The organism is Butyrivibrio hungatei (assembly GCF_001858005.1).
GTDB lineage: Bacteria > Bacillota > Clostridia > Lachnospirales > Lachnospiraceae > Butyrivibrio > Butyrivibrio hungatei.
In genome coordinates, this window is the sequence record NZ_CP017831.1 from 1,611,511 (window position 1) to 1,631,690 (window position 20,180).

Below are 20,180 nucleotides of genomic sequence, written 5' to 3' on the forward strand. Positions count from 1 at the left end.
TACGTTTAAAATTGGAATAGCCAAGGTGTTTCGCCCCTTTCACATACAATTTTCATGAGAGAACCTCATGAAGTCTTCATAAATTTGTCGATAGCTTCGTTAAGTTCAACGATAGCTTCTTCATCTCCATCCTGAGCTGCATGAACAATACAATGACTGATATGTTCTTTAAGGATCTCCTTGCCACAGTTGTTGATTGCCGACCTTACAGCTGCTAGTTGAACCAAAACCTCAGAACAATCTCTGTCATCCTCTACCATCCTCTTTACAGATTCTAGATGCCCTATTGCCTTAGACAATCTATTGACGATAGCTTTCATCTTCTCAGGATCATGGTGATGATTATGGGTATGAGTACTCATAAAAACCTCCAAAAAACAAAGTGCGTTTTCGTTAATTTTTTGACTTTTAAGATCAAAAAATATCAATACCCAACAAAACCGCACATTTGACCGAAATTTATTATATTTCTATTGTAAAAAAAAATCAATAAATATTATCTTACATTTCCGATAATCTTATATAAAAGTTTATAGAGCACAGCTGCTTCTTCCTTGGTAAGCTTAACGCAAGCTCCCATTTCAGAAGGAATCTTAATGGCTTTATCTTTCAAAGCCTCTCCCTCTTTGGTAATAGTAACTACCAGATTACGTTCATCCTGATTTGATCTCTCTCTCTTTATATAGCCTTTTGACTCAAGTTTTTTGAGTACAGGAGTAAGAGTTCCGGAATCAAGATAAAGATTCTCACCAAGAGTCTTAACGTTAACACTCTTCATCTCCCACATTACCATCATAGTAATATACTGAGTATAAGTGAGATCGATCTGATCTAAATAAGGCTTATATCTTCTGATAATTTCCTTGGAACAAGCATATAAAGGAAAGCAAAGCTGGTTACATAACTTTAGTGTTTCATATTTTTCTTCGTTTTCGCTCATATCATTCTCCCAAATATAATTTTATGCTATTTAATTATACAACAAAAAGAACGGAAAGTCACTTAGAAATGACCTTCCGTCCAATCAACTTATTTTACGTTGTGATTCATATTCTTGATAGGAATATTTGCATATAATGCAGGAACTGTTTTCCCATCATTTTCTTCAGCATCAATATGTGTGAAGTTGATGTCAATTCCATCCATATCAATTTCAGCGTATTTTGAAAGAACTTCTATAATATCACTACGAATCTTTTGCATTATTTCAGGAGAGCATGTGGCACGATCTGAAACAAGTACAAGCTTCAACCTGTCCTTAGCAACATCGCTAGAAGATTTTTTCTTAAATAAATCAGATATCTTCATACCAATCCCCTCCTATTATTTTTTCTTAAACCAGCCAAAAATACCTTTCTTGGCATCAAGGTCAAGAAATGGCACCTGCTCACCAGTTACTCTACGGCAAATGTTCATATATGCCTGACCAGCAAGTGAGTTGTCGCCAACAAGAGGTTCACCATTATTAGTAGCAATAACGATATTCTCGTCATCTGGTACCTGACCGATGAGTTCAACAGCCAGAATATCGATAACGTCATCAGCAGACATCATCTCATGTCTCTTAACCATATCAGCACGAAGTCTGTTAACAATAAGCTGAGTCTTCTTGATCTCATTTGCTTCTAAAAGGCCAATGATCCTATCTGCATCACGTACTGCAGAAACCTCAGGTGTAGTTACTACTAACGCTCTGTCTGCGCCAGCAATAGCGTTCTTGAATCCTTGCTCGATACCAGCTGGACAATCAAGAATGATGTAATCATAATCCTGCTTAAGTTCTTCTGTGAGCTTCTTCATCTGTTCAGGAGTAACGCTTGTCTTGTCCTTTGTCTGAGCAGCTGGTAACAGGAATAAAGTCTCATACCTCTTATCTCTGATAAGAGCCTGCTTGATCTTGCAGTTACCTTCAATAACGTCAACAAGATTATATACGATCCTATTCTCAAGTCCCATTACTACATCAAGGTTACGAAGACCTATATCTGTATCAATAAGAACTACTTTTTTATTTAATTTAGCTAGACCGGTACCGATATTAGCTGTTGTGGTTGTCTTACCAACACCACCTTTACCTGATGTAACAACTATTACTTCTCCCATACTATCCTCCAATTACTTATTATTGTACTGGCGTAAAAAACCAGGTCCATAGGATGTTTTTACAATATGTCCATCACAAATGTATGCTACTTCTGGTTCATCCACAGACATACCAGATTTCTTTCTTCTGATCCTAAGCTTAGGTCCCTTGTCTGCATCTGCATCCTGTGAAATGGCAATAGCATCAGCAATCCTAACCTGTAAAGGATCAAGTTTAAGTGACATGATCACTGCATTTCTGTCTCCACCTGCGCCAGCAAAAGCATTGCCCCTAAGTTCTCCAAGAATAAAAATACTGCCATAGGATACAACATTTGCACCGGGCTTAACATCGCCTAATATAACAACATTCTGTTCACAAGAAATATCCTGACCAGAACGAAGATTACCTTTATAGATCAATGCATTATTGTTGCTAGAAAGAACGGGCTGTTCAATATCGTCTCCCTCTACTTGAGTAACCTCTCTCTTATCTTCCTGAGTAGCATTGGAAACTGCATAGGCAAAACGCTTCTCAATATCAGCTTCCTCATCAATAATACATACAATTTTCAAACTGGAATTGTCGTTGATAATATCTATAACCTGACGCTCTTCTGATTCAGAAAGCTTACGTCCCCTAACGATCAGTCCCATATTACTGCTTCCTAAAAAACCGGAAGCCTCTTGGAACTTAGCTGCGATCTCACCCTTTAATTCCTCAAAAGGTGTATCGCCATCAAGAACTAAAATAATACCAGATTTAGTCCCCTTAATTGTAACTGTATCGTTCAAATGTCCTCACCAACCTTAAAAAATCATACCAATACAGTATAAAACATTTGTTCTGAAATTTGAAGTCTTTTTAATGAACTCTTTTTGAACAAATGTTAAAACAAAAAAATCCCACTTTCAGTTCAAACAAAGCTGAAAGTGGGAAATATATACACTTAATTAGTTAAGTCCAGCCGCCTGCTTAGCAACTTCCTCAGCAAAGTTCTCGTTCTTTTTCTCGATTCCTTCGCCAGTCTCGAAACGAACGAATCTCTTGATTGAAAGCTTAGCGTTGTTGTTCTTTGCAACCTGTGCAATGTACTGACCAACTGTCTGCTTACCATCCTCAGCTCTTACATAAACCTGTTCGTTAAGGCAGATTTCCTTGAGCTCCTTGTTAAGACGACCGATAAGCATCTTCTCGATGATCTCCTGTGGCTTTCTCTTGCCTTCTGGAAGCTCCTCGTTCTCCTTCATTGCCTGAGCAAGAAGAATTTCCTTCTCGTGATTTCTGTACTCTTCTGAAACATCTTCAGAAGCAACATACTTAGGATTAAGAGCTGCAACCTGCATAGCTACATTCTTAACAGCATCCTTGATATCGTCGTTAACAACATCTGTCTCAGCCTCAACTAAAACAGAAATTCTTCCATTACCGTGAACGTAAGGAACAATGATACCGTTAGAAGCAACAACCTTCTCAAAACGTCTGATTGAAAGTTTCTCACTGATAACTGCTGTGATCTCTACAAGAGCATCATTTACAGTCTTAGATGTATCCTGGTTCCACTTCTCTGCCATGAATGCATCCATATCCTTAGAATCTGAATTTACAGCCTGCTGAGCAACTGCCTCAACAAATGCCTGGAACTTCTCGTTCTGAGCAACGAAGTCAGTCTCTGAGTTAACCTCAACAACTGCAGCTGTTGTATCATCCTTAACAGCAATTCTTGTAAGACCTTCAGCTGCGATTCTGCTAGCCTTCTTCTCAGCCTTCATGATACCATTCTTTCTAAGGTATTCAACTGCTGCGTCCATATCTCCATTAGTCTCTGTAAGAGCCTTCTTGCACTCCATCATACCTGCGCCAGTAGACTCACGTAACTCTTTAACCATAGCTGCTGTGATAGCCATCTGTATTATCCTCCGTTATTTTATTTAAATTCGCAGCCCACCATACAGGCAGACTGCGTAAAAAATTCAATATGAATTACTCTGCAACTTCCTCAGTAGCAACTTCTTCCTCTGCTTCGTAGTTAGCAGCTGCATCTGACTCAGCACCCTGATTAGCCTCGATAACAGCATCAGCCATCTTACCAACGATAAGCTTAACTGCTCTGATAGCATCATCATTACCAGGAATGATGAAATCAAGCTCTTCTGGATCACAGTTTGTATCACCGATACCGATAAGTGTGATTCCAAGAGACTCAGCTTCCTGGATGCAGATTCTTTCCTTCTTAGGATCTACAACAAAGATAGCATCTGGGATTCTCTTCATATCTCTGATTCCGCCAAGGTTAGCCTGAAGCTTAGAAAGCTCTTTCTTAAGCTGAGCTACTTCCTTCTTAGGAAGAACATCAAATGTTCCATCTTCCTGCATCTTCTCGATAGACTTCATTCTAGCGATTCTGCTCTGGATTGTCTTGAAGTTTGTGAGCATACCACCAAGCCATCTCTCATTTACATAGTACATTCCGCAACGCTCTGCCTCAGACTTAACTGCGTCCTGAGCCTGCTTCTTTGTTCCAACGAAAAGGATTGTTCCACCCTGCTGTGCAATCTCAAATACTGCCTTGTAAGCCTCGTCAACCTTTACAACTGACTTCTGAAGGTCGATGATGTGGATTCCGTTTCTCTCTGTGAAGATGTAAGGAGCCATTTTAGGGTTCCATCTTCTTGTCTGGTGTCCAAAGTGTACACCTGCCTCAAGTAACTGTTTCATTGATACAACGCTCATTTTAATACCTCCATTTGGTTAAAATCTTCCGCATATCCTTGGCCATTGATCCACAAAAGCGCGTCTTCTAAAGTGGCGGCTCCCATTCTGATCAGCAAGCTGACACCATAATGAGAATCAGATATACGTGCATATTTTGTTACTGTCCTAAGACAGTCCGTGTTAATAGGCATAATTCACCTATTAGTCCACAGCTTTTTTATACTAACACAGCTATATTCATATTTCAACACTTTTTTCAGAACAACAATCCAAAAAGTTTTCTATAAAAGAAAAAACTTTCTATTTTATAAATAGAAAGTTTTTAGTGAGTAATAATATATGCAACATCTTCATATGTAGATCCAGCCGGAAATGTTCTGGTTCCGGATCTGATGATCCTGTCTAAGCCTTTATCAATAAGATATCTGTTAAAAGAAACCGCGTTATCAATTACTCCTGCTTCGAAAAGTATCTGTGCTACAGCATCTGAGCTCTTTCCTCCAGGAATTGTAACTGTCTTAGTTGATCCCGAAGTTGAAGCCTGAGTATTGTTCGTCATCTCAGCTGGTTTTTCTTCTGATTTAGCAATTTCCTGAGCCTTTTCATCGGTTTGAGCTTCTACGACTTCATTTTTTGGCTCTTCTTTAGGTTCTTCTTTTTTATCTTCTACTTTAGTTTCTGTTTTCTCAGTACTTATTTCTTTTGATGTTTCAATTGAAGCTTCTGTAACAGCTGTTCCCTCTTTTGCTTCCTTATCTTTTCCTTCTTCCTCTTTTGAAGCCAATAAAGAAGCAGATTCACTTGACGAAGCGAATTCTTCGTCGACTTCTTCAGATATTTCTTTTCCTGCTTCATCCAATGCCTGATCGGATGAAGATGTATTCGATTCTTCAACTTCATCACCTTCATTCACAGAGTCAGATAAAACACCACCATCAGTCATTCCAAGCTCTTTGGCTCTCTCAATTACTTCAGCATCACTCATTGTTGTCTTACGTCCGCCTAGAGCAAATCCCATGACAATAGCAGTTAAAATGACTCCTATGCCAATACCCCTAAGATAATACTTTAATTTCATTCCTCTGTAATTTCCTTACTTAACTTTTCTATGTTTATTAGAAAGATCTATAACAAGCTTGACTTCACCAATACCAAGTCCCAGCTCTCTTGCTATGACCATATTAGACTTTCCAGCCTTATGCATCTCAATGATCTGTCTATTCTGAGAAATAGGATCATTAGCTGTAAGTTCTTTCATATTCCTATCTGGGTTAGAAGGTTTAACATCATTTATTGAAACAACCTTTGCACTTGGCGTCTCTTTTGGCTCTGCACTGATCTTATTGCCGATCACGTGAAGATTCAAAGCTTGTTCTTCCTTGATGACTTCAACAGGAATTGCATCAAGCTCTTTTAATTCCTTAACATTCTTTTCTTCAACGTATCCACTGGACACATTACCTATTGGTTCAGGTCCTGCTAGATCCTGCTCAACCTCAACTACAGGAGAAACTGGAGAAACGTTATATTTTTCTTTGTAAGGAATCCTGATACCACTTGGTTTATCCTCTTCTTCATCAAGAAGGATAGCTCTGACATTACTCTCAGCAAAAGGAGCACCTGAAATAGTCTTAAGTGAATCAGTTGCCTGCCTTGCCTCATTGGCAGTAGCTTCCGCATCCATAACAGTTTTTTTGGCTTCATCAGCCTTTCTTGTAACTTCAGAAACTACATCAGTAAGATTCTTATGCTTATCATTAAGCATATCGTACATAAACATTACTTCATCATGATTTTTATGGATATCATTTATGACGGTGTCAGAATATTCACCAATTGCAGAAAGTTTTTCGTTAGAAATACGCTCCATAGCGCGTTCAGTTCTATCAAGGGAATTATCGACGGTGTCATCTACCATGTTCTCAATGGTTTCCTTCTGGTCTTCTACTTCACGACGAACAAGCTCACGGATTTCTCTTTCCATAAGCAATTTATCCTCTTCGTCGATATCTTTTCCAGCAGGAAGAAGATAACCCAATATGATTGCTGCAAATCCTGCAACAATGAGCACAATCTCAGTAATACTTATCATTTCTCCGCCCAAGCACCCCATATTAAATCTAATTACAATACTATTGCAATACTTTATTATAATATAGAAATATCAAATCTTCAAATCAAAACCCGACGAAATCTGAAGATCAATAGGTTTACCATGTCTGTCGAGCATATTACTTGCCATTTTTTCCATTTTGTCGGTAGAAAGCTGTCTTTCCAATAAAGGATTCTTATCATCCTTTTCTTTTTGCTTTCTGTTACGTCCGCCATCGCCCATGTACTCATTACTACCCTTACCCTGAGCGTCAGATTGTAACTCTCCCCGGCCGACATCATCCTTTTGATTTACAGAGTTCTTTTGATTATCGACTTCTTCATTAAACTGAGTCTGAAAGATCTCTCTGTCCATCATAGGTCTGGCATCTTCAGCAGCCTTGACGTTTGATACTTCATTGGATGCAGCAATTACCCCGAAATCGATTCTGTTGATTGACATAGTCTGCTCCTCCGTTTCAGGCGAGCACTCCAAAAATGTTCGTCAAATCGGTGCAAGCCTTACATCGCCTTCTTTCACTACAAATTTACTATATTGCACTGTTTTTTTCACTATCATGGACAATTCCCCAATGTTCACGGTAGTTCCAGGATATGCTGTTCCTTCGACAACTACATAGGCTTCTTTGGATTCTGAAAGCTTTTCCATAAGTTCGCTATATTCTTCTGAATCATTCGCAATAGCCTCTGTTAAAGTCTTATTCATATCAATGAGCTTTTTAGCATTAGCAACCTGATCAGGTGAAAACTTAGCTCCTGCCTTGAGCATCTTGGTGAAACCTTCAATAGTAGGTTTAATGCTCTCAATTGTCTTTTGGTTAGTTGTCATATTCTTTTGTAATTCTTTAAGCCTAAGCTTTAACTGAGGATCTGCGCCAACCTCAACAATTGTATTGGCCCCCATCTCAGATCCAAGGATCTTTGCCTGTATCTTCTCAGCAGCAATAACCTTGCCTCCAGCAATAAATCCTCTTTTTCCAGTTACGATCACTTCTGTGCCAGAAGAAACATTTGAATGCAGTATACATTCACTTGTAATACTTCCTTTTGCAGTAATTGTAGCATTTTCTATAAATTTTGTAACTATATTTCCGTCAGCTTTGATATTACCGCCAGCTTTAGCTCCACATTCCAAAATGATATCTGAGCCAGCTTCAAGTGTAGCACCTTCAACAATGCCCTTTACAACGATATTGCCGCCTGCTTTAACAGAAAAGTTAGAGGCTACAACACCTTTCACCTGAACGCTGCCTTCATAATCGATGTTTCCAGTTGAAACATCTACATTTTCAAGAGTTAACACATCGGAAACAGTAACTTTTCCTTCTTTGATAGTTACATGTCCTGATTTTGCTGCAGTTAAAGTCATCTTATCTTCTGATAAAGTCGTATTTTTACCAAATTTGATAAAAGTTGTTTTAACAGCTGCTGGCTTAATGTTTTCACCATAGATATTTATGCCGGCTTCACCTGGAACTTCGGGATGAAGCGTTGCCAAAAGGTCTCCTTCATTTACATTGTTTATAAGATTTAAGTGGAAATAATCTACGCTTCCGTCTTCTCTTAAGGTTGGCTTTGGACGAAGGTTACGGTTAAAGTGATATTCAACCATAGCGTTCTTGCCCTGCTTAACCTCTTTTCCCTGACATATTACTATTTCCTTACAATATTCTCTATGCTCAAAGAACTTATGAATATTTTCAGTCTGAATACCATAGGTATATTTCCTGTAAGCAATGGTATCCATGATCTCTTTTTCTGTCAGAAGCTCAGCTCCTTCTGTAGGAGGATAAAAAATAGCTGTGACAGTCATACGATCCTTTGAAACGTCAAATTTTACCCCTTCTCTTTCAGGCAAGATCTGCGCCTCTGTAAAAATAACCACTTCATCGTCAGCCTTTGTCACAGCGTCATTAATAACTACTACATCATATTGAATTTTTCTATCTTCCAAATAGTCTCTGACATCATTGACGTTTAAAGGCTCATCCCCATCTGTTGGAGGATATACTTTTATGCCAGTGCCTTTGGGTGTTATAACCAGTTGAAAATAACCATGCATACTATAGTCCCCTTTTCAATTAAGTTAAAATCACTATCTGGAGTTTGTAACTAGACCCAGGTAATTGCCAAGCTTAGTTCTCATTTTCTGAAGAGCTTTAGTGTGAAGCTGAGATATTCTGGATTCAGAAACCTCCAATACCTCACTGATCTCTTTTAATGTAAGGTCTTCATAATAATATAAAAGTATGACTTTCTTTTCTTTATCAGTAAGAAGTTCCAAAGATTCTGCAAGCATCTTCTTTAGTTCTTCTTTTTCAACAGCTTCTTCAGGTTTAACAAAACCAGCGCTGTGATTATTTACATCCTCCGTAATATCTGAGCCCTGATCCATGAACTCATTTAATGATACAACACCTGTAACCTTCATCTGATTCTGCCATGAAAGATATTCATCCTCTGAAATCTCCATTTTGGCAGCTATCTCAGCATCTGTAGCCACATGTCCTGTATCTCTTTCAATCTCTCTGATTGCCGTTTCAATCTTTTTCTGTCTCTGTCTAATAGTTCTGGGGATCCAGTCCATCTTTCTGATCTGGTCAAGTATGGCACCACGTATGCGAAGGCTTGCGTAAGTTTCAAACTTAACATCCTTGAGTAGATCAAACTTGTCTATGGCATCGATAAGACCAAAGATACCATATCCCACAAGATCGTCATATTCGACGTTAAAGCCAAGATACATGCTGAGTCTTCCAGCTACAAGCTTGACTAAAGGAGCATACTCTAAAATGAGCTGCTCTCTTATCTCCTGGGATTTAGATTTATTATATTCCGTCCATAACTTATTTCTGCCTGCGTCATCCATGTAAATAGTCCCCAAATCCTGTTATTTTATTCCGGGATATCATGAACATCCAAAGGTTCAACATTCTCCCCATTTTCGCCTTCGGCCTCCATGGCAGCTCGAGCCTCTTCTTCAAGACGCTCAGCCTCCATTTTTTCAGCCATGGCTTTCTCATAATTAATCTCTAAAAACCTAGTTATCATTTTTTCAACGATAAGACCTATAACCAAAAAAACGACAACTGATGTAAATACTATAACAAAGAAATCCCCCGCTGGGTAGCGTTTGAAATAAGTAAATATAGCTATGACCGCAGTAGCGGAAAGCACTACTAGCGGAGTGATAAGCTTTGTATTGATCTGTTTAATTTCATCAGTATTCATATGACCTTCTCTGGTTTCCCTACCGCTCTGATAATATAATCTCCATTTTCTGGATAAAAAATGACCGTTCGTCCATAAGAATCGCCAGTGTCTTGCGCAAGTACAGGTATGTTAAGCTCTTTTAATTTTTTCAAAGAAGCCTGTACATTTCTGTCACCTACTCTCATAGTAGCATTATTTGTCTGAAACGCAAACATCTGAGCTCCGCCAGCTATCTTAGCAACTAGTCTTGATCTGTTTGCTCCCTTAGCCACGATCTGCTTGACCAATTCCTCAATTCCTGTGTCAGCAAACTTAGGAATATTTGAATTATTCTTGATCTCAGTAGAATCCGGAAGCATAACATGAGCCAGGCCACCAATCTTGGTAACCGGATCTCTAATAGCTATTCCAACGCACGAGCCTAACCCCAAAGTGGTTATTCCATCGGGGCTTACACAAATATTTAGATCGGCCATTCCAACCTTAATAATTTGACTCATAAATTGCCCCTTTGTTAAAGAGAAACATCTCCCATGCCAAGTGAAGAGAGAATTTTACTGTAACCATCCATATCAGGTAATAGAATAAAATAGCCACTTAACTTAAGCTCATCAAAGAATTGAGTCTCGATCAAAAGAATCTTGTCACCCATCATACCGAACTGAATAGCAGGTACACTAAGAATAGCTGCCGCCATATCAATTGCAACATATGGTATTGAAGGAATAAGCTTTAAATTTGTCATCATTGAAAGAGAATTAAGGTATGATCCGGTAATGATGTTTCCTACCTCTTTAAGAGCGGACATCTCTACTTCGTCAAAATCCTCTTCTTCAGATTTAGCACCTGTTCCCATAAGCTTATCTACAAGATGTCTGGCTGCCTGCTTACCAAGAAGGAACATGATACTTCCATCAATATCACCTTCTACTGCAAGGTAGATACCAGCCATTATCTTTTCAGCTCCACCCATCAGATCACCAACATCCTTAAAATCAAGGAGTCTAACCTGAGGAACATTCATATCAACCTTTGTTCCAATCATCTGTGCAAGAGCTGTCGTAGCATTTCCTGCACCGATATTTCCCAGTTCTTTTAGAACATCAAAGTACTGGCTGGACAAATTGTCCAAACTCATTTCACCCATATTCAATCCTCCAATCAGCTAGCATTTGATGCTTTTTCTTTAACTTCCTTCTCAGAAACAACAGCCTCAAGATCAAGGATAGAAACAAGTCCGCCCTCATAATGGCCTACGCCACCAACAAACTGTGCTCCAGTTGTTCCCTTCTTGTCGTCGTAACGCATCTTTTCAATGCTATTGACATCAAGTGTAAGCACTTGATTAACCTGATCTACAATAATTCCAACAAGATCACCTGTCTCTGTCTTTAAGATAATGATTCTGGACTTATTAGTAAACTGATCCTCTTCAAGTCCCATTTTCATTCTAACACTCATAACAGGAACAATCTCACCACGAATATTGATAACTCCCTTAATATAGTCATCAACCTTTGGAACTCTGGTGATCTGCTGCATTCTTACAATATTATCAATATATTTGATGTTGATGCCATACTGTTCGTCATCGATCTTGATAACAATAAACTGAATAAGCTCACCTACATCAGAATTATCTCTAAGTTCGTTCATAATGGTTCATCCTTTCTTCTTAATAATCAACCGTCATTAGAAAATTGAATTAGTGTCAAGAATAAGAGCAATCTCACCATCACCAAGGATAGTAGCACCACTTATAAGCTTGCACTTATTAGTGTATCTACCAAGAGGCTTGATAACGATTTCCTGCTGTCCCATAAGTTCATCAATTACAAGACCTGCAAGCTGATCGCCCTTTCTGGCAATAACAACAACCATATCTTCATCTGGCGACTTTGTAGACTCAGTATCAAGAACCTGATTAAGTCTGATAAGAGGAAGAACGCTTCCACGAAGATTGATAACTTCCTTATTTTCAACGAATTTAACTTCTGATGGAGATACATCCTCAATACTCTGAATAGAATCAAGAGGAATAGCATATTTTTCTTCACCAATGATAACCATCAGAGCCTGAATAATAGCAAGTGTAAGAGGAAGTCTGATAACCCATGTTGAACCTTCACCAAGCTTAGTCTTAACTGTTACTTCACCTGAAAGTGATTCAACCTTTGACTTAACAACGTCAAGTCCTACACCTCTACCAGAAATTTCTGAAACCTGTTTAGCAGTTGAGAAACCTGGATGGAACAAGAGCTCTACGCACTGTTTTTCTGTTAAAAGAGCTGCCTGTTCAGGAGTAACAACTCCTTTTTCAATAGCCTTATTCTTAACGACTTCAGCATCAATACCGTTACCATCATCACCTACTTCAATAACAACACTGTTACCATCCTGGAAAGCGTGAAGGAATATCTGTCCAACTTCAGGCTTACCTCTCTGAGCTCGAAGCTCGGCGCTCTCAATACCGTGGTCAGCACTGTTTCTGATAAGATGCATCAAAGGATCACCGATCTCATCAACAACAGTACGATCCATTTCAGTATCTTCACCAGTCATTGTAAGTTCCATCTTCTTATTCAGAGTCTTGTTAAGGTCTCTGATCATACGAGGGAATTTCTGAAGAACGCTCTCAATAGGAACCATTCGAACCTTCATAACAGATTCGTGAAGGTTTGTTGTAACGCTCTCAAGATATTCGATCTGCTCATTTACATTTGATACACCTGATGTATTTGCTGCAGAAATAAGTGAGTTCTTTGCAATAATAAGCTCACTTACAAGATTCATGAGCACATCAAGTTTTTCAATATCTACACGGACTGTTCTGTTAACTACAGGCTTGCCAACAGGCTTCTTGCCTCCAGCTGCTCCGCCAGCTGCTGGTGCAGGAGTATTTGCTGCAGGTGCTGCAGGTGCAGGTTTATTGTCAGCAGGAGCTGCTGCAGGTGCTTCATCCTTTTCTTCTGGAGCCTTTGCTCCGCTAGGATCGAATTCACCACAATCGCAACCTTCAACTTCAGAAACAGCCTTAACTATCTCTTCAACCTTTTCTTTTGATTCATCAGTAATGAGGATCAAACTAAAAGAGAAATCGAATTTTTCATCTTCAATATCCTGTGTATTAGGATCTGAAACTGCGATCTCACCGATCTCTTCCAATCCCTTGAATACAAGGAAGCCTCTTGCAGCCTTAAGGATACAAGACTCCTGAATATGAACTGTAACGCCATAGATCTTCTTTCCCTGGCTCTTTGCTTCTTCTAATGTGGATTTAACAGATGGATCAAGGCGAATTGCCCTATAATCCGTAGAACCATCAGCACCCTCTGCTGGTCCATCAGCTGCAGGCGCTGCTTCTGTAGAAGCTGCTGCTTCTGCTGGTGCTGCTGCAGGAGCTTCATCACCACCGCTTGCGCCACCATTTCTGATATCAGCGAGAGACTTAATTATATCTTTGTGCTCATCAGTACCTTCATCCTGATTCTCAGTGATATTATCAACATATCCCTGAATAGCATCAAGACACTGAAGCAGAACGTCGATATCAGCAGATTTGATCTTAATCTTGCCAGCACGAACGTCTGAGAAAACATCTTCCATATCGTGTGTAAGATTCTGCATTCTGGTATAGCCCATGGTACCAGCCATACCTTTCATGGAATGGGCTGATCTGAAGATCTCGTTAATACAATCTTCATTCTCAGGGTCCTGTTCCAAAGTCATAATGTTGTCATTGAGCGATTGAAGGTGCTCCTTTGCCTCATCAAGAAAGACACTTAGATACTGAGAAACATCCATAACCAATTTACCTCCATTTGAAATGTGATAGATTTTCAAAAGTATAGTCTTATTATCGCATACTTTTGTTCAAAATATCGGCATTTGAATGGAGGAATTAGAAAATTTGGATAAAAGAACTATTAAAAAAGATAAAACCTCAATTCACGCCGACATTCATTATAATTTCCTGGGCTACGTCCTCTAGTTTTACAACCTGATCAACGAGACCAGCTACTGCTACTGCTTTCGGCATTCCGTAAACGGTACAGGTACTTTCATCCTGCCCGATCACATGAACTTTTTTCTTAGATTTAAGATTCTTTATTCCTTCGGTTCCGTCAGCTCCCATTCCTGTTAGAACTACACAGCAAACTTCGTCGTAATCCGACTCCATAAGTGATTCATACATAAAGTTCGCGCAAGGCCTTACGCCTTCTCTTGTGGGGCCATCCATATAATGGATTGTGCTCTTTCCACCGCTCTTTATGATATGCATATGCTTGCCTCCTTTGGAAATGTATACAGTACCCGGCTGAAGTACATCTCCTTCTGCAGCTTCTTTTACACTGACTTCACTAAGTGAATCAAGTCTTTCAGCAAGAGAAGCTGTGAAGCCTTCCGGCATATGCTGAACCAGAACAACTGGCGTTTTTAAATTTTTTGGTAATTTTGGAATAACTGATTGTAGTGCTCTTGGACCCCCTGTCGAACTTGCAATCGCAACTATCCTGTTGCCAGTGATCTTACTGGCGGATTTGCTTACGAGTTCAACAACTTTTTTCGACTCCTTCACATCTTCAATAGAAAAAGACTTCGCATGAACTGGAGCTTTACTGTCAGCTACAGCAGCAAGGGTATCGATGAAATGAGCTGTGAAATCCTCACCTCTGCATTCAGAAGCTCGATCTGGCTTATGAACAAAATCCAGAGCTCCTAGATCAAGAGCATCCATGGTGACCTTTGCGCCTTCCTTCGTGTCTGTACTTGCCATCATAATCTTTGCTCTTATATTATTTTTTTGAAGCTCTTTAAGTAACGTAATGCCATCCATCCTTGGCATATTAATATCAAGAACGACGGCATCATATGTGTTCTTTTTAAGCAGTTCGAGACCTTCGACTCCGTCTTTTGCGGTTTCAACCACGTGGAATCTTGAATCTGAATTAATAATATCACTGAGTACGGTTCTCATAAGTGCAGAGTCATCAATTATCAAAATATTTTTCATAATCAAGTTTGCTTCTTTCTTATTTTGCGCTCTTCCTCAAAGATGAAATGGATAATATCTTCTCTGGAAGTTTCGTCAATGTAAACATACTGGATTCTGTGCTCATACAGTCCTGGTCTACTCTCAAGCTCACTCACTTTTAGCACTGTACATATCATTTCATACTCTTTGTCATTGGCATTCCCAGGTAAACGATAGGAACAATAGATAGTACTACCTTCGTCGTATTTAAAATTCGCTACAAACCTAAGTCCGCCACCGCTTATATCAACAACAACGCTTCTTTGAAGACCAAAATCAGCATCTACTAGGTATTTCCTGTTTCTTTCAAATGCTTCAAGTTCTTCTTTGGAACATAACCTGGATTTAAGTTCTAGTGCACAACTAAACCTGTAATATTCCCTGCGTTGGAGTTTTTGTAATTCACTTATAAGGTCCAGGACCAAAATGTACATATTGTCACTTCGGTATCTGTCTATTATTCTGGCATAGCACTGAAAAAGCCCTCGTGTGCTGTAAAAACACAGGCTGTACTCCCCATCGACTGGTAAAAGTACCACCTTACCTTTCTCAAAGGGCATCAGGATCTCGATTCTGTCATCCGAAGTCACATCCATGACCTTACTCATGTAAATATGCTTCGTTCTAGCATCCTCATCCATCCAGATCTTTCCAGTAGCCTTTAACTCTACTCGATTTCCTGGTGAAATATAATCAGAAAGCATCTATTTTTGTCTCCATTCACGTACTTAATGAAGTACTATTGTGTATTTGGCGCATTGCCTATTATATTTGGAACATTCCCGGTACTGCTAAGCTTCCTGCCAGTAATGATATGGGAAAAGAAAGCTGCCATACCGCGTTGTTTTACCTCCTCTGTATAGCCCGGATTCATCAAATTGGTTGCAATAGATTCAAAAGCCTTCGTAGCCTTGGCATTTGGATATTGTATAGAAACAGGTGACTGCTGCATAACGCTTCTGGCAAGCATCTGGTCCTGCGGAATTGCTCCCATATATGTAAGTGGAAGTTTCAGATATCTAGCAACCACAGCATTAAGCTTGTTAAAGAGCTGTTGTCCTTCTTCATCACTAGAAACCCTGTTTGACACTACCTTAACCTTAGTATTCTCCCTTGAGAACCTAGGTGACTGATTAAGTGCTTTTAAAAGAGAATACGAATCCGTAATAGACGTAGGTTCAGGAGTAGTAACAAGCATTATCTCGCCACTTGCTACAAGGAATTCCATAACCGCACTTGATATACCTGCACCGGTATCTATTATTATTATATCAGCAATTGCGTCCAATTCGGCAAGATTTACAATAATATATACTAAATAATCTCTTGAAAGATTGTACATGCCCGAAATACCTGAGCCTCCGGAAATAAATCCAACACCTTCAGGTCCCCAGGTTATGATATCTTTAATATTTTTGCCTTGATAAATTAGGTCGCAGAGATTATGCTTTGGTACAGTTCCGAACATGATCTCAATATTAGCAAGTCCAAAGTCCGCATCAAGGATGATTACTCTTTTTCCCATCTTGCGAAATTGAATAGCAAGATTTATGGCTACGTTTGACTTACCAACGCCGCCCTTACCACTTGTAACAGTAATGATCCTGGCAAGTGGCCTTTGAGGCTTATTTGAATTCTTGATTATATTTCTAAGTTGTTGTGCCTGATCCATAAATTTCCCCAAAAAATTTATTAATTAACTTTTTCCACCCAAAAGATTCTTAACGATGCGCTGTGCATCAAACACAGCAATATCATCAGGAACGTTCTGCCCATTAGTGATATATGCAACAGGAGCACCTGTATGCATTCTAACGTTGTAAAGATTTCCTTTTGCACCGGTCTCATCCATCTTGGTAAAGATAAGTCTATAAGCAACCATCTCAGAATAAGCATCTGCGATTTCGATGAGATCTCTGTACTTTGTAGTTGCAGAAAGAACAAGGAAATTCTCACATTCCATTATATCTTCCAATGTTCTGATAAAGCTCTCAACACCCTGCTTTAACTCTTCATTATGAAGTGAATGTCCAGCAGTATCTACCATGATGAAGTCGTAATCCTTGAAATCTTCAGCAGCCTGCTTCATCTCTTCAACAGAATAGATAACTCTAAATGGAATCTCCAAAATAGATGCGTATGTACGAAGCTGTTCTGCAGCCGCGATTCTATAGGTATCAACCGTTAAAAGAGCCACCTTCTTTTTCTGAGTTACAGAAAGTTCTGATGCAAGCTTAGCAATGGTTGTTGTCTTACCAACACCAGTGGGTCCGATAAAAATCTCTGCCCTTGGTCCTGGCTTATCCATAACTATAGGCTCAGATTTTCCAAACTTAAGTACCATCTTCTGGTATACATTCGCAAGGGCAAAATCAAATGGAAGCCCTGGTTTGCTTATCTTTTCAACCTCATCAGTAAGTTGATTTACATATATCTCATCAACCTCATTTTCAATAAGAGTATTGTATAAAAGCTTGATAAAAGACATTGTCTCTTCTGAAATCTCATCCTTTTCAGGAGCTTTAACGCCAGTATCAGAAGGTGTGTTATCAGAAGAACTGTCTTTTTCATTTTTACTAAAGTTCTTTTCAAGAAGATTACTGAGATTATCAAGTTTTTCTTCTATTGCACTGTTATCATCTCTATAATCTTTACTCTCTCTGACTTTTGTAGCATTCTGAGTAGCCGAAACGATAGTATCTCTCTGAGAACTATCCTTTGAAGGGGTCACGATCTGAGGCCTGTTTTCCTTTGGCTGAGAATAGGTTTTAACAGGTCTTTCCGACTCTTCTTCGAGAGCAACAGTCACTTCAATTTTCTGAGACTGAAACAAAGAGAAAAATCCAGTTTTCTTGGTTGGCCTGACATTCATTACAACGATGTTTTGGCCAAGTTCTCTTCTTGCCTCTTCAGTAGCTTCACTTTCAGTTTTTCCAACATACTTTTTGATAATCATATTATGCAGTTACCATCCCCACAGATTGTAATTCGATGTTAGCCTCCACCTCATTATATGAAATTACTACTAAATCTTTGTAGTAATCTTCAGTCATTTTCTTAAAATACATTCTGACAATCGGAGAAGCCATGATAATTGCCTGTCTTCCGGCTTCTTCAAGCTTTCTGACCTGCTCTCCAACTGCATTCAAAATAGCTTTCGTTCTGGCAGGATCAAGTGTTAAGTAAGCGCCAGTCTCAGTCTGCTTGACGCTGTTCATGATCTCCTGCTCGATCTTAGGATCTAGAGTTACAACGCTTGTTGTCTCACCGGGCATAAAGTACTTACTTGAAATAGCTCTCTTAAGACTCTGCCTTACATACTCAGTAAGGATATCAGGGTCATGGGTTGAAGGAGCAAAATCAGCAAGAGTCTCAAAAATTGTAACAAGGTCTCGTATAGAAATACCTTCCTTCAAGAGATTCTGAAGCACCTTTTCAATCTCACCAAGGCTCATAAGCTTAGGTACAAGCTCATCAACAAGGGCTGGATTGTTCTCCTTAAGATTATCAACAAGATTCTGAACATCCTGTCTGGTCATAAGTTCAGCAATATGTTCTCTAATAATCTCAGTAAGATGTGTAGCAATGATAGAAGGCGGATCAACAACTGTATAGCCAAAGCTTTCAGCTCTTTCTCTCTGTCCTTCAGTAATCCATATAGCAGGCAGATGGAATGAAGGTTCAAATGTAGGAATACCTGTGATCTCTTCCTCTACATGACCTGGATTCATAGCCATATAATGGTCGAACAAAATCTCACCATCGCTTACCTGTATACCTTTAATTTTAATGATATATTGATTAGGATTCAACTGAATATTATCTCGAAGTCGAATGATAGGCACTACAGTACCAAGTTCAAGCGCAACCTGTCTTCTGATCATAACAACTCGATCAAGAAGGTCTCCTCCTTGATTTACATCAGCAAGTGGAATGATTCCATAGCCAAACTCAAGCTCGATCGGATCAACTGACAAAAGACTTGTAACATTCTCAGGCTGCCTGATCTCTTCAGCTTGCTGTTCCTCTGGAGAAGCAACCTCACTCTCAACATTAACCTCTTCAATGGTCTGGCTTGCGATCCTTCCAAGAAGAATGAATCCTGCGCCAAATGAAACATACAAAACTGTAGGAAGAGGTGACAAAATACCAAGTCCAGCCACAACTCCGCCAACCAGATACAAGGTCTTTGGCATACCAAAGAGCTGTCCAATAAGAACATGGCCAAAGTCCGCCTCTTTTGATCCCTTTGTAACAAGAATACCAGTTGACATTGAGATCATAAGTGAAGGAATTGAACTTACAAGTCCATCACCCATTGTAAGGATTGAATATGTATTTATAGCTGTGTTGGCATCCATACCCTTTCTGAGCATACCCATAGCAATACCACCAAGAAGGTTGACCGCTGTAATGATAAGGCCCGCAGTCGCATCTCCTTTTACATACTTGGTAGCACCATCCATAGCTCCGAAAAAGCTAGCTTCATCCTGTATCTTTTGTCTTCTTTCTTTTGCTTCCTGATCGGTAATGGCACCAGTGTTAAGATCGGCATCAATAGCCATCTGTTTTCCTGGCATAGCATCAAGAGTAAATCTTGCAGATACTTCAGCTACACGTTCAGAACCTTTGTTGATAACCATCAGCTGAACGATAATCAGGATTACATATACGATAGCTCCAACAATAAGATCGCCACCGCCAACGAAAGATCCAAATACTGTAATAACCTGACCAGCACTTCCCTGTGTAAGTATCAGTCTTGTAGATGATACGTTTAATGAAATCCTAAAGATAGTCGTAAACAAAAGAATTGTTGGAAAAAACGACATATCCAGAACATCCGTCGCAAACATAGCAGTAAACATGATCACAAATGAAAGTGACATATCAAATGCTAAAAGAATATCCAAAAGAAAGTCAGGCAGAGGAATGATAAGCATTACAATAGCTGCAACAATATAAAGAGCAAGTCCGTAGTCAAATACACGGTCTCGTAGTTTTTTTAAATCCATATTTTCC

Annotated in this window: 22 protein-coding genes; all 22 read right to left on the reverse strand. The window is 39.3% G+C overall.

All coding sequences use genetic code 11. The features are described from left to right. Positions 1–65: 65 nt before the first annotated feature. Positions 66–362, reverse strand: a complete 297-nt coding sequence (locus bhn_RS07575; protein WP_071176124.1) for a metal-sensing transcriptional repressor — start codon at positions 360–362, stop codon at positions 66–68. Positions 363–496: 134 nt separating this feature from the next. Next, entirely contained in the window at positions 497–940 is a 444-nt protein-coding gene (locus bhn_RS07580; protein ID WP_071176125.1) for a MarR family winged helix-turn-helix transcriptional regulator, read from the reverse strand. Positions 941–1,029: 89 nt separating this feature from the next. Beyond that, the gene (gene minE, locus bhn_RS07585; RefSeq protein ID WP_071176126.1) at positions 1,030–1,308 is read right to left on the reverse strand and encodes a cell division topological specificity factor MinE; all 279 of its coding nucleotides are present in this window, start codon (positions 1,306–1,308) and stop codon (positions 1,030–1,032) included. Between the two features lie 15 nt (positions 1,309–1,323). Next, on the reverse strand, positions 1,324–2,103 hold the full coding sequence (minD, locus tag bhn_RS07590) for a septum site-determining protein MinD (RefSeq protein ID WP_071176127.1): 780 nt from the start codon (positions 2,101–2,103) through the stop codon (positions 1,324–1,326). 12 nt (positions 2,104–2,115) lie between these two features. After that, positions 2,116–2,877 (reverse strand): septum site-determining protein MinC, encoded by a 762-nt coding sequence (gene minC / locus bhn_RS07595; RefSeq protein ID WP_071176128.1) that lies wholly within the window; start codon positions 2,875–2,877, stop codon positions 2,116–2,118. Positions 2,878–3,036: 159 nt separating this feature from the next. Further along, positions 3,037–3,990: a translation elongation factor Ts gene (tsf, locus tag bhn_RS07600; protein ID WP_071176129.1), complete on the reverse strand. Its 954-nt coding sequence runs from the start codon at positions 3,988–3,990 to the stop codon at positions 3,037–3,039. A 76-nt stretch (positions 3,991–4,066) separates the two neighbouring features. Beyond that, positions 4,067–4,816, reverse strand: coding sequence for a 30S ribosomal protein S2 (rpsB, locus tag bhn_RS07605; protein ID WP_071176130.1), 750 nt, complete (start codon positions 4,814–4,816; stop codon positions 4,067–4,069). A gap of 304 nt (positions 4,817–5,120) precedes the next feature. Then, positions 5,121–5,876 (reverse strand): MltG/YceG/YrrL family protein, encoded by a 756-nt coding sequence (locus tag bhn_RS15715; protein WP_071176131.1) that lies wholly within the window; start codon positions 5,874–5,876, stop codon positions 5,121–5,123. Between the two features lie 15 nt (positions 5,877–5,891). After that, positions 5,892–6,890, reverse strand: coding sequence for a DUF6115 domain-containing protein (locus bhn_RS07615; protein ID WP_071176132.1), 999 nt, complete (start codon positions 6,888–6,890; stop codon positions 5,892–5,894). 72 nt (positions 6,891–6,962) lie between these two features. Continuing rightward, positions 6,963–7,352 carry a hypothetical protein gene (locus bhn_RS07620; protein WP_071176133.1) on the reverse strand — a complete coding sequence of 130 codons (390 nt, stop codon included), beginning with the start codon at positions 7,350–7,352 and terminating at the stop codon, positions 6,963–6,965. 42 nt (positions 7,353–7,394) lie between these two features. After that, on the reverse strand, positions 7,395–8,972 hold the full coding sequence (locus bhn_RS07625; RefSeq protein WP_071176134.1) for a DUF342 domain-containing protein: 1,578 nt from the start codon (positions 8,970–8,972) through the stop codon (positions 7,395–7,397). 33 nt (positions 8,973–9,005) lie between these two features. Continuing rightward, on the reverse strand, positions 9,006–9,779 hold the full coding sequence (locus bhn_RS07630) for a FliA/WhiG family RNA polymerase sigma factor (protein WP_071176135.1): 774 nt from the start codon (positions 9,777–9,779) through the stop codon (positions 9,006–9,008). 26 nt (positions 9,780–9,805) lie between these two features. Next, positions 9,806–10,141: a hypothetical protein gene (locus bhn_RS07635; protein ID WP_071176136.1), complete on the reverse strand. Its 336-nt coding sequence runs from the start codon at positions 10,139–10,141 to the stop codon at positions 9,806–9,808. After that, positions 10,138–10,623, reverse strand: a complete 486-nt coding sequence (locus tag bhn_RS07640) for a chemotaxis protein CheD (protein ID WP_071176137.1) — start codon at positions 10,621–10,623, stop codon at positions 10,138–10,140. The genes bhn_RS07635 and bhn_RS07640 overlap by 4 nt, the downstream gene beginning before the upstream one ends. A 14-nt stretch (positions 10,624–10,637) precedes the next feature. Then, positions 10,638–11,270, reverse strand: a complete 633-nt coding sequence (locus bhn_RS07645; protein WP_071176138.1) for a chemotaxis protein CheC — start codon at positions 11,268–11,270, stop codon at positions 10,638–10,640. Between the two features lie 14 nt (positions 11,271–11,284). Then, positions 11,285–11,779, reverse strand: coding sequence for a chemotaxis protein CheW (locus bhn_RS07650; RefSeq protein ID WP_071176139.1), 495 nt, complete (start codon positions 11,777–11,779; stop codon positions 11,285–11,287). Positions 11,780–11,815: 36 nt separating this feature from the next. After that, entirely contained in the window at positions 11,816–13,927 is a 2,112-nt protein-coding gene (locus bhn_RS07655; RefSeq protein WP_071176140.1) for a chemotaxis protein CheA, read from the reverse strand. Positions 13,928–14,066: 139 nt separating this feature from the next. Further along, positions 14,067–15,137: a protein-glutamate methylesterase/protein-glutamine glutaminase gene (locus tag bhn_RS07660; RefSeq protein ID WP_083385830.1), complete on the reverse strand. Its 1,071-nt coding sequence runs from the start codon at positions 15,135–15,137 to the stop codon at positions 14,067–14,069. A gap of 2 nt (positions 15,138–15,139) precedes the next feature. After that, positions 15,140–15,862: a flagellar brake protein gene (locus bhn_RS07665; protein WP_071176141.1), complete on the reverse strand. Its 723-nt coding sequence runs from the start codon at positions 15,860–15,862 to the stop codon at positions 15,140–15,142. Positions 15,863–15,897: 35 nt separating this feature from the next. After that, positions 15,898–16,830 (reverse strand): MinD/ParA family protein, encoded by a 933-nt coding sequence (locus bhn_RS07670; RefSeq protein ID WP_071176142.1) that lies wholly within the window; start codon positions 16,828–16,830, stop codon positions 15,898–15,900. A gap of 24 nt (positions 16,831–16,854) precedes the next feature. After that, complete coding sequence (gene flhF / locus bhn_RS07675; protein ID WP_071176143.1) at positions 16,855–18,114, reverse strand: flagellar biosynthesis protein FlhF; 1,260 nt, start codon at positions 18,112–18,114, stop codon at positions 16,855–16,857. Position 18,115: 1 nt separating this feature from the next. Next, positions 18,116–20,173 (reverse strand): flagellar biosynthesis protein FlhA, encoded by a 2,058-nt coding sequence (gene flhA, locus bhn_RS07680; protein ID WP_071176144.1) that lies wholly within the window; start codon positions 20,171–20,173, stop codon positions 18,116–18,118. Positions 20,174–20,180 lie beyond the last annotated feature (7 nt).